Below are 14237 nucleotides of genomic sequence, written 5' to 3' on the forward strand. Positions count from 1 at the left end.
CTGACCATCGTGGTGGCGGTGCTGATCTCGATGTTCGTGAGCTTCACGCTCGACCCCATGCTGTCGAGCATCTGGCATGACCCGGCACTGGAGGCCCGCCCGGACGGCGCGCCCCGCACCTGGTACGAGCGCAGCATCGGCCGGGTCACGGCCTGGTTCGACCGCTTGACGGAATCCCTGGCCGGGCTCTACCAGCAGATGCTGGGCTGGGCGCTGGACCACCCGGGCAAGACCTTGCTGGGCGCCGGCAGCACCCTGGTGCTCAGCCTGATGCTCACCCCGCTGCTGGGCACCGAGTTCGTGCCCAAGGCCGACTACTCCGAGACCTTCGTCACCTTCTACACGCCCCCGGGCACGGCCATCGAGACCACCGAGGCACGCGCCCGCGAGGTGGACCGCATCGTGCGCGCCATGCCCGAGGTCAGCACAACGCTGAGCACCATCAACACCGGCATCGCCCTGGGGCGCAACCAGGTCTCGGTCTACATCAAGCTCAAGGACCGGCACCTGCGCCAGCGCTCGGTCGACCAGATGTCCGTGCCCCTGCGCCAGGTGCTCAACCGCGTGGCCGGCATCACGGTCACCCATGTGGGCATGCTGGACGCCATGGGCAACCAGAAACCCATCCAGCTCTCCATCCAGGGCAGTGATCTGCGCACACTGTCGCGTTTGAGCGACACTTTGCTCGAACGCCTGCGCCAGGTGCCCGGCCTGGTCGACATCGACACCAGCCTCAAGCCCGACAAGCCCACCATCGACGTCACCATCGACCGGGAAGCCGCTGCCGACCGCGGTCTGAGCGTGGCCTCGATCAGCCGCTCGCTCGATGTGCTGGTGAGCGGGCGGGTGGCGGGCAGTTGGCGCGCCGACGACGACCAGAACTACGACATCCGGGTGTCCGTGGCACCGGCATCGCGCCAACACGGCCAGGACATCGCCAGCACGCCCCTGACCATCGGCCAGAACGTCGACGGCAGCACCCGCAGCGTGCGCCTGTCCCAGGTGGCCAGCCTGAGTGACGGCGTGGGCCCCTCGCAGATCAACCGGCGCGATCTCAACCGCGAGATCGAGTTCACCGCCAACGTCACCGGGCGCACCGTGGGCGAGGTCTCGGCCGACATCAGCCGCATCCTGGCCGACACGCCCTGGCCACCGGGCTACCGCAGCCGCTTCGGCGGATCGACCAAGGACATGAAGGAATCCTTTGGCTATGCCCTGTCGGCGCTGGGCCTGGCCATCGTCTTCATCTACATGATCCTGGCCTCGCAGTTCCGCAGCTTCCTGCAGCCGCTGGCGCTGATGAGCTCCCTGCCCCTGACCCTCATCGGGGTCGTGGTGGCGCTGCTGGTGTTCGGCTCGTCGATGAGCATGTTCTCGGTGATCGGCGTCATCATGCTGATGGGCCTGGTCACCAAGAACGCCATCTTGCTGGTCGATTTTGCCAACCGGGCCCGCACCGGGCTGGAGGGCGAACATGGGGTGCATGAGCCCCTGCCGCGCCGCGAAGCCCTGCTGCTGGCCGCCCGCGTGCGCTTGCGCCCCATCCTGATGACCACCCTGGCGATGATTTTCGGCATGGTGCCCCTGGCCTTCGGGGTCAGCGAAGGTGCCGAACAACGGGGGCCCATGGGTCAGGCCGTGATCGGCGGGGTGCTGGCCTCCTCGGTACTGACCCTGGTGGTTGTCCCAGTGATTTACGGCTACACCGACCGTTTATCGACCTGGATCAAGCGCCAATGGCACCGACAGGAAGGCGCTTGCCCCACAATTTCCGACGCGCCGACGCGCGGCAGTTCTTAAAATGGCGGTTTGGTGTCCATTCCAGCACCAGCCCGATCGCAGACAGACTCTAGGATTTTTTGCATGAACGTCGAACAAGCCCGATTCAACATGATCGAACAGCAGATCCGTCCCTGGGACGTGCTGGACACGTCCGTGCTGGACCTGCTGTCGGCCGTGCGCCGCGAAGACTTCGTGCCCGAGGCCCACCGTGCCCTGGCCTTCATGGACATCGAGATCCCCCTGCCAGCCGGTCAGTGCATGCTCAACCCCAAGGTCGAAGCCCGCCTGGTGCAGGATCTGGACCTGAGCAAGTACGACAACGTGCTGCAGGTCGGCGCAGGCTCTGGCTATGTCACAGCCCTGATCGCCCACAAGGCCAAACGCGTCATTGCCATCGAGAACAAGCCGGAGCTGGTCGCCCTGGCCCGCCACAACCTGCGCAAGGCCGGCATCAACAACGCCGAAGTGGTGGAGGGCGATGGCGCCCAGGGCTACTCGGCCCAGGCCCCCTACAACGCCATCTTGCTGACGGGCTCCGTCACCGCCGTTCCGCAGATCCTGCTGGATCAGCTCAAGCCCGGCGGTCGCTTGCTGGCCATCGTGGGGCGTGAGCCGGTCATGCAGGCCACCCTGTTCATCAAGTCGGACCAGGGACAGGTGACCCAGACGGCCCTGTTCGACACCCTGGCCGCCCCTCTGGACGGCATGGCCAGCCCTCGCCCGTTCATCCTCTGATCCACATTCAGCCGCACCGAGAAGGACCGATCCATGTCGTCGACCCGCGAAATTCGCACTGCCCGCCGCTCCGGCTCTCCCTTGAGCGCCCCCGCCCGGCTCTCGCTGGCCGTGGCCCTGGCCTTGAGCGGCCTGTCGGCCGGTGTCCAGGCGCAGAGCCTGGTCGATCTCTATCAGGCGGCCAAGAGCTATGACGCGGCCTACCTGTCGGCCAAGTCCCAGGCCGACTCGGCCCAGTACAAGGCGGCTCAGGCCTATGCCCAGCGCATGCCCCTGGTCAACCTCAAGGGCACCCTGACACGTCAGCACTTTGACTCGTCCGACAACGATGCTGCACGTGCCGCCGCCTCGCAGGCCGGGCTGTCATCGACCAACTACTCCATCACCAGCAAACAGCTCGCACTGCAGGGTCGCCAGTCGCTGTACAACCGCAGCATCAGCGCTTCCATCGAGCAGGCAGATCAATCCCTGGTTGCCGCCGAAGCTGACATGAAGGCCGCCGAGGACGATCTCATCGTGCGCCTGAGCCAGGCCTACTTCGACGTGCTGGCCGCCAAGGACGTGCTGGTCACCGCCCAGGCCAACAAGAAAGCCCTGGCCGAGCAACTGGCCTCGGCCAAGCGCAACTTCGAGGTGGGCAACGCCACCATCACCGACACGCGTGAAGCCCAGGCCCGCCATGACCTGGCCACCGCCCAGGAAATCGCTGCCGAGAACGATGTCAAGGTCAAGAGCATTGCGCTGGACCAACTGGTTGGTCAGCAGGATGTCAAACCCCGCCCTCTGATGACCCCCGTGGCCTTGCCTGCCCTGGTGCCCAGCAACGCCGAAGACTGGGTCACCCTGACGCCATCCTCCCCGGCCATCCGCAAGGCCGAAGTCGGTCTGGAGTTCGCCAAGCTGGAAACCAAGAAGGCCCGCGCCGAGCACCTGCCGACGGCCGATCTGGTGGCCTCGCTCAGCAGGAATGAGGTGGAAGGCAGTGGTCCCGTCACGGTCACGGCCACCAGCGGCACCACGGCCTCCCTGGGGGTCGAGGTGAATGTGCCCATCTTCACAGGCTTTGCCACGCAAAACAAGATCAAGGAAACGCTGTCTCTGCAGGACAAGAGCGAGCGTGATCTGGACAATGCCAAGCGCTCGGTGACCCTGGCCACCCGCCAGGCCTTCTTTGGCGTGCAATCGGGCATGGCCCAGGTCAAGGCCCTGGAAGCGGCGGAAGCCTCGGCCAAGCTCGCCCTGGAAGCCACCCAACTGGGCTACCGCGTGGGCGTGCGCGTGAACAAGGACGTGCTGGACGCCCAGACGGCCCTGAGCAGCACCCAGAAAGACCTGTACAAGGCACGCTACGACGTGATCGTGGCCACCATGAAGCTGCGTCAGGCCAGTGGCTCGCTCAAGCCCGAGGATCTCGACAACCTCAACAAGCTGCTGTCACCCCAGTGATCGGCTGATGCCCGACAATCAACGGACCCTGCGGGGTCCGTTGTCATTTTCTGGAGCCCATCATCACCACCACTCTCAAAGCCAGCGGCATCTACTTTCTGGCCGTGTTCGCCCTGGGTTTCGCTCTGGGCATTCCCCGGGTGCTGATGCTGGCCCCCCGCGTGGGCGAACTGGTGGCCACCCTGATCGAGCTGCCCATCATCCTGGCCGCATCCTGGTTCATCTGCCGCTGGGTCATCCGTCGGCACGCCGTGCCCGCAGACCCGACCACCCGGCTGCTCATGGGCGCCCTGGCCTTTGGCTGGGTGATGCTGGCCGAACTGAGCCTGTCCGTGCTGCTGTTCGGCTTGTCCGTGCAGGAGCACGTCAACGCCTTCCGCGACCTGCCGACCGCGCTGGGCCTGCTCGCCCAGATCGGCTTTGGCCTGATGCCCTGGCTGCAAGGCAGCTCCGCGCGGCCCGCATCTTGAGAAAGCAGGTGACCCCTTGCCTCAGCCCGGGTAAAATCCCTGACTACCCCAAGCACATGTCACCTTGATGACGCGCGAGAAGAATCCATGATCTTCGGAAAACTGCTGCCCCGCGAGGGCAATTTTTTTGAGCTGTTCAACCAGCACGCCAACCACATCGTCGAGGCCGTTCACGCCTTTGCCGAGCTGGTCAAGAACTACAACGATCCTCTCCTGCGCGAGAAACACAACCAGGCCGTGGACGCCGCCGAAAGCGCGGCGGACGGCGTGAACCGGGAAGTCAATCGGCTTCTCCACATGACCTTCATCACGCCGATCGACCGTGAGCAGATCCACACGCTGATCAACACCATGGACGACGTGGCCGACCTGCTGCAGGACGCCGCTGAAACCATGGCCCTTTACGACGTGCGTCGCATGACGGACGAGATCGTCCGCCTGACCGATCTGTGCGTGAAGTGCTGCGAACGCCTCAAGGCCGCCGTGGCCCTGCTGCACGACATCGGCAAAGCCCCCACGGCAGCCGCGGCACTCAAGACCTGTGAAGAAATCGACCGCCTGGAGTCCGATGCCGACCGCGTGCTGCGCGCGGCCATGAGCAAGCTGTTCCGCGAAGAGCCCGATGTGCGCGAAGTCATCAAGCTCAAGGCCATCTACGAATTGCTGGAAACCGTCACCGACAAGTGCGAAGACGTGGCCAAGCTCATCGAGGGCGTGATCCTCGAGAACTCCTGATCCGGAAGGTCTGACCATGGCAACCATGCAGGTGGCCCTTTGGGTCATCGTCTTCCTGGTCGTGCTCGCGCTGCTGTTCGACTTCATGAACGGCTTCCATGATGCGGCCAACTCCATTGCCACGGTGGTCTCCACCGGGGTGCTGCGCCCGGCCCAGGCCGTGGTGTTCGCGGCCTTCTTCAACTTTGTGGCGATCTTTGTCTTCCACTTGAGTGTGGCGGCCACGGTGGGCAAGGGCATTGCTCAGCCGGGGGTGGTGGACGTGCACGTGGTGTTCGGCGCCTTGACGGGCGCCATCACCTGGAACGTCATCACCTGGCTCTATGGCATCCCCAGCAGCTCCTCGCACGCCCTGATCGGCGGCATTGTGGGCGCGGTGATCGCCAAGGCCGGGGCCAGTGCCCTGGTGGCCACTGGCATCCTGCGCACGGTGACTTTCATCTTCGTGTCACCGCTGCTGGGCTTTGTCTTTGGCTCGCTGATGATGGTGCTGGTGGCCTGGATCTGCCGGCGCACCACGCCCTCGCGCGTCGACCGCTGGTTCCGCCGGCTGCAACTGGTCTCGGCCGGTGCCTACAGCCTGGGCCATGGCGGCAACGACGCGCAAAAGACCATCGGCATCATCTGGATGCTGCTGATCTCAACGGGCTACGCGGCCACGGGTGACAAGTCTCCGCCCACCTGGACCATCATCAGCTGCTATGCCGCGATCGGCCTGGGCACCATGTTCGGTGGCTGGCGCATCGTCAAGACCATGGGCCAGAAGATCACCAAGCTCAAGCCCGTCGGAGGCTTCTGCGCTGAAACAGGCGGTGCGCTGACCCTGTTCATCGCCACGGCCCTGGGCGTGCCGGTGTCGACCACGCACACCATCACCGGCGCCATCGTCGGCGTGGGTTCGGTGCAGCGCGCCAGCGCCGTGCGCTGGGGTGTGGCGGGCAACATCGTGTGGGCCTGGATCCTCACCATTCCCGCATCGGCCTTCGTGGCGGCGGTGGCTTACTGGATCAGCATGACGCTGTTCTGAGGGGGTGGCCGCTTCAGCCGGTGGTTGTAATGCGCAGGGAGGTGGCTGGCCTGTCTGCGCGTTGTTCGTCAGGCCATGCAAACCGACACGCCACCATGCGCGACCTGACGGCCGCTGCGCTCAAGGCGCTCACGCCACGCGGATGGCCTGCGCTCACATCCAACGTTGCCTACGGCTTGAATAATGGCTGCCACCCCGAGGCACGAAGGGACGTGTCCCCTGACAGTCTGAGTCTGCAGGACCGCGCACTAGTGGAGGTCAAGCGGTTGGTCCTGGATTCCTTGCTGGCATTCGATCCGAGGTCGAGGCCAGCTTGGCAGCTGTTGCGGCCTTTCGGCAGCGGCGCGCCACAATCGGCTCCCGACCCGGAGTCGCCTTTCGCGCCACCAGAGTCGAAGCCAAAAGCAATCATTGACGGACTGAACTTCCTGCTAGTGGGACAAGCCAAGTTGGCGGCAACCTTCGTCACAGACTTCGATGCGTAGAACACCTGGCTACATTAGCGTGCCGCACTGGCCGATCCAAGAACGCGAACGCGCAAACAAAGCAACGGCCAACTGTCGCCTCACGACAAATCAATTCAAGCGTCAGGCACGGTCGATTGACTGTTCACCTTTGAACCGCATCATCATGCAGAGACCTACGAGACCAATGGTCATCAGCAGTGACGAAGACGGTTCAGGAACAGAAAACACGGGGCCGTTGTTGGTTAGGCTGTAGGTGAAGTACTGTGTGTTCGCGTAAAACAGCAGCGATTGCTCCAGGTCCGAAGTATTGCTGAACGTCACAGTGGCACCTTTCAACGACTGGGTATCAGTCAGGACAGCGGCGCCAATACCCGTCGCATGAAGCAGGACATGAGCCACCTTGCCGTCAAAGAATTGAAAATCTGTCGAATACAGCGACAAGGATGCAAACACATCTGCATATTCGCATTGGTTCGCTGTCCTGCTGCCTGTTGGTGCACAAGTGTTTGCGATGGCGCCGCTGGCATACAAATCTGCAGAGATGGCCAGTTGCGAATGCGGCGATACAACGATGCTGGCTATCCCATCAAAGTAAGGTGCCTCGGCGTTGCCGCCCGTCTGTTGATCGATACCGTTCACCTGCCCATAACCGCGCATCGAATTGCCCACGACCTCGGAAACCGCAAACCCTCGATCGGACGCAGATTCCGCGTGAACCGGAGTAAACCACCCGTCTGCTGTGGTGGGTAAGGGGGATGATGACGTTACCTGATTGCCGGAAACACCTGCGGCAGCATAAGAATATCCACCCGTCACATTGAAATACGGCTGAAATGCAGGATCGCTACTTAAGGAGGTGACAGCAAATTCAATGCTCTGCACACTTCCATAAACCGCTGCTGCCTGAACGGGCTGAGCAATTGCCCAGACCAATGAGGCCACTCCCAAAAGAAATTTCTTGTGCATACGTTGACTCAAACGTCTTGTTGATGCTTGAACTATAGCAAAGCGCACCTTTCACATAGCCACTCATTTGGGTGCCTGCAAATTGAGGGCTGTGTTGCCTTTAGTTTGGCACGAGGACTTCGCGAGAGGTGTCCTGGGGGGAGATAGCCGCGTCGACATCCTTGTTGCTATAGCCGCCAGTCGCGGATGCCTGCAAGCGCCTCGGCATGCGTTTCCGTCAAAACGCCGAGCTCTGGCGTGACGCTCAAGCGGCGCCTCGCCTTCTATTGCCAACGTAATTTCCCAGTAAAGCATCCTTTTAATAAGCTTCTGATTGAATCGATTATTTAATCATGTTTTTACATACTTTATGTGAAAAATAACTCGTCAACATTCATAAATCCTGTCATAATAGACTTTATGAAGCGCGTTGTCCCATCGCCTCCCCCCACTGATCCCTTGACCTTGGACCCTCAATCCTTTGGTCAAGCGATCCGGGCTGCTCGCACGGCAGCAGGCATGACCCTGGTCGATGCCGCAGCGATGATGGGCGTGTCCAAACAAACGCTCAGTGACCTGGAGAAGGCCACAGGCTCGGTGGGCCTGGCCAACGCCCTGCGCGTGGCGCGTGAATTGGGCGTCGGGGTCTTTGCGGTGCAGCCCACCCAGCGGGAAGCGGCACGCCAGGCCTTGCTGAGCCAAGCGCCGTCATCCAAGGACGACACATGAGCGAGCCCGGCCACGCGCTCACTGTCTGGATTGGGAATCAGGTGGCTGGCCACCTCCACCACCACCCCACCACCAACCGATTTGCATTTGCCTATGCAGATGCTTGGCGCAAGGCCCGTGGCGCATTCGCCTTGGGCCCGCAGCTGCCGCTCAAGGCACCAGACGATCCGTCACCAGACCAGCACAGCGCCATCGTGCGCCAGTTCTTCGAGAACCTCCTGCCCGAAGGCGACGCGCTCGACCACGCTGCGCAGGCGCATGGTGTGTCCAAGTCAAACCTGCTGGGCCTCATCCATGCGTTGGGGCGAGAGACTGCAGGCGCCATACGCCTGACGGCTGGCGATGATGTGGCGCCACTCACCGAAGAGCCAGAGCAGTTGCGCGAGGTCACCCGCGAAGAGCTTTCGCAACGCATTCGCGAGCGCGCGCAACGGCCCTTCTCGGTCTGGGATCAACAGGTGCGGCTGTCGATCGCGGGCTACCAGGACAAGATTGCGGTCTACGAGCAAGGCGGCAGGCTGTTCCTGGTGAATGGCGGCCCCAAGGCCTCCACCGTGATCGTCAAGCCTGTGCCCACACGCCCTGCCCTCGCCTCATTGCCAGGCAACGAGTTCATGTGCATGCAACTGGCCCGCGCGGCGAAGTTACCGGTGGCGGACACGTGGCTGGAGCATGTGCCTGAGCCCGTGCTGTTCGTGAAACGATTTGACCGCAGGGTCACGCCCACGGGCGTCGAGCGCCTGCACCTGATCGATGGTTGCCAGTTGCTGGGCCTGTCCGTCGGGATGAAGTACGAACGCCCCTATGGCGATGGGCCTGATGTGCGCAACATCCGCGACGGTGCCAGCCTGCGCGCGCTCTTTCAGGCCATCAACCAGCACAGCCTGCAGCCCGCTGTGGATCGCCTGGCCCTGTTGCGCTGGGCCATCTTTCAGGTCCTGATCGGCAATACGGATGCACACGGCAAGAACCTGTCGTTCTTCGTCCAGCCCTCAGGCTTGAGCCTGGCCCCGGCCTACGACATGGTGTGCATGCCTGCACTCCAGGATGCGCAGTTGTCGAGCACACTGGCCATGGCGGTGGGCAATGCCTTCACTGTTGGCGAGATCACGCCGTTCGACTGGGCGCAGTTGGGTCAAGAAGCAGGCTTGCGGCCTGCAGCCATGGCCAAGCAGATGACGGGTTTGATCGACAAGGTGACCGAGGCACTCACGGCTGCCAGTCAGGCAGCCCACCAGGGCGGCGTCAGTCAAGACACGATCGAAGCGATCACCCAGCATGTCAGGAGCGCGTGCGACAGACACCGCATGGCAGCCGCTCAAGTGCAAAGCATCAAGCCCACCTGGCTTTGACATTTGTTGTGCCGCTACCGATAACGTGAACGCCCGCGCCGCTTGTTGTGAAGCCATGGCAAGGATGCCGGCACGCCAAGCAAAATACTCGTTAAATCGAGCACAAAAGAAACTAAGCTCGATTTAACGAGCTTGCACCTCAACGGACGAATCTCATATAAGATGTTCGTTAAATCAATCCTTAACGACTGAATAAGCGATTTAACGAGCATGAAAGTCAGTCAATCCGCCACGCTCTCCGCCAAGCAACTGGATGAATGCGCTCGCTTAGGGGCGCTGCTCGCTCGCCTGCGCGTTGCTCGCAAGGTCAAGCAAACCGACGCCGCCTTGCGCGCTGGCCTGTCCCGCAACACAGCCTACCGTCTTGAAAAAGGCGACCCCGGCTTGGCCATCGGCCAGGTCCTCCGTTACTTGGAGGCCATTGCCCCGGGCAGCACACTGCTTGACTTGCTCTTGGAAAAGGACCCCGCCTTGCGCACGCTCGCGTCACGAGAGCAAACCCAGCGTGTACGCGACCTGACATCAGCAGAGCTCAAAGCGCTGGACTTCTGAGGGGTCAGGCATGACAAAAGAAACCACGCTGATGGTCTTCGCTCACCTTGGGCAGGACTGGGCGCCGTGTGGTCAGCTCCAGATGACCGAAGAAGGCCCCGGCGTGCTCGCGTCCAACTTCGCCTACGGGCTGAACTACGCCCGCCGCCCGGATGCGCTGGAAGTGGACCCAGTGAGTCTGAGCCTTCAGGACAGAGCCCAAGTCTTGGGCAAACGGCTGCTACCGGCCAATGGCCTCCCCCTGTTCGGTGGCATCCGTGACGCAGCGCCTGATGCATGGGGCCGACGCGTTATCGAGGCCAAGCTCAAAGTTCCTGCCAACTCTCTTCCTGAATCGCAATACCTGCTCCACGCAGGCAGTGACAGGGTTGGCGCACTGGACATTCGACCGACAATCCAAGACGGACCGACGCCGGGTCAAAGTACTACCCACTCGCTTGAATACCTCATGGATGCCGCCGAGCGCATCGAGGAAGGTCTACCCATACCGACTCATCTTGAAGCCATATTCCTTGACGGCACGGCTCTAGGTGGCGCACGGCCAAAGGCATCGGTACGTGACGAGCATGGCGTGCTGTGGCTGGCGAAGTTCTCAAGCCGGAAAGACGGCTTTGACATCCCATCCATCGAATACGCGGCACTGCGTTTGGCCGCTGCAGCAGGACTAAACGTGCCGCCGGTGGAGGTGCGCACGATGGGTGAACGGAGGGTCATGCTCATCCGCCGTTTCGACAGGTACTGGGCTGAGCCAGGTGCGACACTCGATGCAGCCGTCAACCTGCTTGCAACGCAACCGGGTCAAGGCAAGGCAGAACACCGGCTCGGCTTCGTCAGTGGCCTCACCCTTGTCGGATGCGATGAAACCGAATCACGAACAAAGGCGTACACCGACCTCGCACAAGCCATACGCAGATACTGCCACCCCACCGCCATCCGAGCAGACAACGCAGAGCTCTTCAAGCGCATGGTCTACAACATCCTGGTCACCAACGATGACGACCATCTGCGCAACCACGGCTTCGTCTACGAACCACGACTGGGCGGCTGGCGGTTGAGCCCGCTCTATGACGTGCTGCCCAGAGCAAGCCTGGCGACAGAGAGGTACCTGCATCTGAACGTCGGACCTCAAGGCCGCTTGGCCACACTCGACAATGCGTTGGAAGCACACGAGATGTTCACGCTGTCGCGCGCCAAAGCCTGCGAGTTGATTGCAGATGTCTGGCGCATCGTCCGCGAGTGGCGCGTGTATTTCGAGAGCTTCGGCGTCCCTGCAGCCGAAATCGAAAAGATTGCGCCTGCGTTCCGGCACATGGATGATGTCTCTACGCCGGCGCTGCAGAAAATGCTTCCCTGAGCGATCGTCAGCGAGCACGTCGATTCGGGCTTGCACACCTCAGCGTGAAAGCAAAAAGTGGCCTATCGACGAAAAAGCCACAAAGTGCCTTTTCGGCCACTTTATGGCTAACGTCACACTCAGGCCCTTGCCTGACGCCAACTTGGATTGGCGGGTGCGGTGAGATTCGAACTCACGGAGGGCGCAAACCCTCGCCGGTTTTCAAGACCGGTGCCTTAAACCGCTCGGCCACACACCCTTGGAGCCCGCCATTGTAGATCAGGCTCAACCGGGTTTCTGGGCCTGCGGGCAGGGAATCTGGATCACATCGCGCCCGGTGTCGCTCAAGCGCACGGCCGTCAGGTGCCCGCCCCAAACACAACCGGTGTCCAGCGCCAGCAGATCGTCGCGGTTGATCAGCCCCAATGTCGACCAATGCCCGAACGCCACGGGCGTGCCCGCCGTGCGGCGCCCCGGCACCTCGAACCAGGGCAGGAAGCCCTCGGGGGCACCACCCGCCCCTTCCTTCGTGGCGAACTCCATGGTGCCGTCCGCTGCGCAAAAGCGCAGCCGGGTCAGGCAGTTGATCACGCAGCGCCAGCGGTCGGCGCCCTGCAAGCCTTCGTCCCAGCGCGCAGGCTCGTTGCCGTACATCTGAGGTAGGAACTCCGCCAGATCAGGCCCTTGCAACATGGCCTCGACCTCACGGGCCAGGGACAGGGTCTGAGCGGCATCCCATTGGGGCAGCACGCCCGCGTGCACCATCAGCCAGCCGTGGGCCTGCACCGCCAGGTGCTGTCGACGCAGCCAGTCCAGCCAGTCGTCGCGGTCATCGGCGTTCAAGATGGAGTCCAGCGTGTCGCTGCGGTGGGCGCGTCGCACCCCGTGGGCCACCGCCAGCAGGTGCAGATCGTGGTTGCCCAGCAGGCACACGGCTGCGCCCTCCAGGGCCCGCAGGCGCCGCAGCACCCCCAGGGAATCGGGCCCCCGGTTGACCAGGTCACCCAGCACATACACGGTATCGCGCGACGGCGAAAACCCCACCTCATCGAGCAGGCGCGCCAGCGGATCGCCACAGCCCTGCAAGTCACCCATCAGATAGATCATCCGGGCATTGTGAAGGATTCTGATACCCTTGCGGCGTTGCGACAGATGGCCCGGCCGAGCCCGGCGCCAGCCATGGATCTTGCTCTACTGATCTTTCTGATTCTGATCAACGGCCTCTTTGCCATGTCCGAGATGGCCCTGGCCGCCAGCCGAAAAGCCCGCCTGCAGGTGATGTCCGAGGCCGGCGACGATGGTGCCCGAGTGGCCATGGACCTGCACGACAACCCCACGCAGTACCTGTCCACCGTGCAGATCGGCATCACCTCCATCGGGGTGCTCAACGGCATCGTCGGTGAAGCGGCTTTCTCTGCCCCGCTGGCGCAGTGGCTGGTGCAACAGTTTCCACTCACGGACAAGGTCGCGGCCATCACGGCCACCGCTCTGGTCGTGGTGATCATCACCTTCGCCACCATCATCTTTGGTGAGCTGGTACCCAAGCGCGTGGGGCAGATGTCGCCCGAGGCCGTGGCCCGCGTGGTGGCCCGTCCCATGGCCTGGCTGTCGCGTCTGACCCGCCCCTTCGTGAGCCTGCTGTCCTTTTGCACCAACGCCACGCTCAAGCTGCTGGGCATCAAGGACAACGGCAACCGCAGCGTGACCGAAGAAGAGATCGCGGCCAGTCTGGAAGAAGGCCTGGACGCCGGCGTGATCGAGGCGCATGAGCACCAGATGGTGCGCAATGTGTTCCGCCTCGATGACCGTCAGATCGGCTCGATGATGATCCCGCGCAGCGACATCGCCTGGCTCGATCAGGACGCCCCGCTCGAAGAGAACCTGGCCGTCATCAAGGAGCATGGTCACTCGCGCTACCCGGTGTGTCGCGGAGGGCTCGATGACGTGGTGGGCGTGGCCACGGCCCAGCAACTGCTGCAGCAGTTCGCCACGACGCAGACGGCCGATCTGAGCGATGGGCTGCAGTACGCCGTGTTCGTGCCCGAGACGCTGTCGGGCATGGAGCTGCTGGAGCACTTCCGTGCCTCGAGCTCGCAGATGGTGTTCGTGGTGGACGAGTACGGCGAAGTGCAGGGCGTGATCACCCTGCGCGATGTGCTGGAAGCCATCACGGGTGAGTTCACCACCTCCGAGCCCGAAGACGCCTGGGCGGTCCAGCGTGAAGACGGATCCTGGCTGATCGATGGCCTGATCCCCGTGCCTGAACTCAAGGACCGGCTGGAGCTCAAGGCCCTGCCTGACGAAGACCGTGGCCGCTACAACACCCTGGCCGGTCTGGTCATGATGCTGCTGGGTCGCCTGCCCCAGACCACCGACCACGTCGAGTGGGATGGCTGGCGCTTTGAGGTCGTCGACATGGACGGCAAGCGCATCGACAAGGTGCTGGCCTCCTACGACCCAGGCGCCGAGCGTCACTCCTGACTTACCCGCCCCTCAGGCATGGGGGCCACGCCCCTGAGCACCTAGGGGGTTTACGCATGGCATTTATTGATAGCCATCAATACATTGAATGCACAACATCAAGTCTGTGCAATCAATGTCGTTGCGATGGTCCGTCGCAGTGCCCCACTTGAGCTGGCAAGCGATCGTGGTCATGTGCAGATG

Annotated in this window: 13 protein-coding genes and 1 tRNA gene; 11 read left to right on the plus strand and 3 right to left on the minus strand. The window is 62.6% G+C overall.

Features of this window, described 5'->3' with window-relative positions; all coding sequences use genetic code 11:
• The 6 genes from VFW84_RS16150 to VFW84_RS16175 all read left to right on the plus strand — a co-directional run.
• Window positions 1-1800: efflux RND transporter permease subunit (locus VFW84_RS16150; RefSeq protein ID WP_329681494.1), on the plus strand; the 1800-nt coding region annotated here is incomplete at its 5' end.
• 63 nt (window positions 1801-1863) lie between these two features.
• Window positions 1864-2517, plus strand: coding sequence for a protein-L-isoaspartate O-methyltransferase (locus tag VFW84_RS16155; RefSeq protein ID WP_329681495.1), 654 nt, complete (start codon window positions 1864-1866; stop codon window positions 2515-2517).
• Window positions 2518-2550: 33 nt separating this feature from the next.
• Window positions 2551-3963 (plus strand): TolC family outer membrane protein, encoded by a 1413-nt coding sequence (locus VFW84_RS16160; protein WP_329681496.1) that lies wholly within the window; start codon window positions 2551-2553, stop codon window positions 3961-3963.
• Between the two features lie 104 nt (window positions 3964-4067).
• Window positions 4068-4433 (plus strand): hypothetical protein, encoded by a 366-nt coding sequence (locus VFW84_RS16165; protein WP_329681497.1) that lies wholly within the window; start codon window positions 4068-4070, stop codon window positions 4431-4433.
• A gap of 87 nt (window positions 4434-4520) precedes the next feature.
• Complete coding sequence (locus tag VFW84_RS16170; protein WP_329681498.1) at window positions 4521-5168, plus strand: DUF47 domain-containing protein; 648 nt, start codon at window positions 4521-4523, stop codon at window positions 5166-5168.
• Window positions 5169-5184: 16 nt separating this feature from the next.
• On the plus strand, window positions 5185-6195 hold the full coding sequence (locus VFW84_RS16175; protein WP_329681499.1) for an inorganic phosphate transporter: 1011 nt from the start codon (window positions 5185-5187) through the stop codon (window positions 6193-6195).
• 587 nt (window positions 6196-6782) lie between these two features.
• Here VFW84_RS16175 and VFW84_RS16180 read toward each other — a convergent pair.
• On the minus strand, window positions 6783-7628 hold the full coding sequence (locus VFW84_RS16180; RefSeq protein WP_329681500.1) for a PEP-CTERM sorting domain-containing protein: 846 nt from the start codon (window positions 7626-7628) through the stop codon (window positions 6783-6785).
• 399 nt (window positions 7629-8027) lie between these two features.
• Here VFW84_RS16180 and VFW84_RS16185 point away from each other — a divergent pair, with 399 nt between their 5' ends.
• The 4 genes from VFW84_RS16185 to VFW84_RS16200 all read left to right on the plus strand — a co-directional run bounded on the left by VFW84_RS16185 (window position 8028) and on the right by VFW84_RS16200 (window position 11594).
• Entirely contained in the window at window positions 8028-8336 is a 309-nt protein-coding gene (locus VFW84_RS16185; RefSeq protein ID WP_329681501.1) for a helix-turn-helix transcriptional regulator, read from the plus strand.
• Window positions 8333-9688: a HipA domain-containing protein gene (locus VFW84_RS16190; protein WP_329681502.1), complete on the plus strand. Its 1356-nt coding sequence runs from the start codon at window positions 8333-8335 to the stop codon at window positions 9686-9688. The genes VFW84_RS16185 and VFW84_RS16190 overlap by 4 nt, the downstream gene beginning before the upstream one ends.
• A gap of 210 nt (window positions 9689-9898) precedes the next feature.
• Window positions 9899-10240 (plus strand): helix-turn-helix transcriptional regulator, encoded by a 342-nt coding sequence (locus VFW84_RS16195; RefSeq protein ID WP_329681503.1) that lies wholly within the window; start codon window positions 9899-9901, stop codon window positions 10238-10240.
• 10 nt (window positions 10241-10250) lie between these two features.
• Window positions 10251-11594, plus strand: a complete 1344-nt coding sequence (locus VFW84_RS16200; RefSeq protein ID WP_329681504.1) for a HipA domain-containing protein — start codon at window positions 10251-10253, stop codon at window positions 11592-11594.
• A 148-nt stretch (window positions 11595-11742) separates the two neighbouring features.
• Here VFW84_RS16200 and VFW84_RS16205 read toward each other — a convergent pair.
• Both VFW84_RS16205 and VFW84_RS16210 read right to left on the minus strand, forming a co-directional pair.
• A tRNA-Ser gene (locus VFW84_RS16205) sits at window positions 11743-11832 on the minus strand.
• A gap of 26 nt (window positions 11833-11858) precedes the next feature.
• Window positions 11859-12680 (minus strand): symmetrical bis(5'-nucleosyl)-tetraphosphatase, encoded by an 822-nt coding sequence (locus tag VFW84_RS16210; protein ID WP_329681505.1) that lies wholly within the window; start codon window positions 12678-12680, stop codon window positions 11859-11861.
• Window positions 12681-12752: 72 nt separating this feature from the next.
• Here VFW84_RS16210 and VFW84_RS16215 point away from each other — a divergent pair, with 72 nt between their 5' ends.
• Window positions 12753-14054, plus strand: coding sequence for a hemolysin family protein (locus VFW84_RS16215; RefSeq protein ID WP_329681506.1), 1302 nt, complete (start codon window positions 12753-12755; stop codon window positions 14052-14054).
• Window positions 14055-14237 lie beyond the last annotated feature (183 nt).

The sequence above is a fragment of the Aquabacterium sp. genome (genome assembly GCF_036279655.1).
GTDB lineage: Bacteria > Pseudomonadota > Gammaproteobacteria > Burkholderiales > Burkholderiaceae_C > Aquabacterium.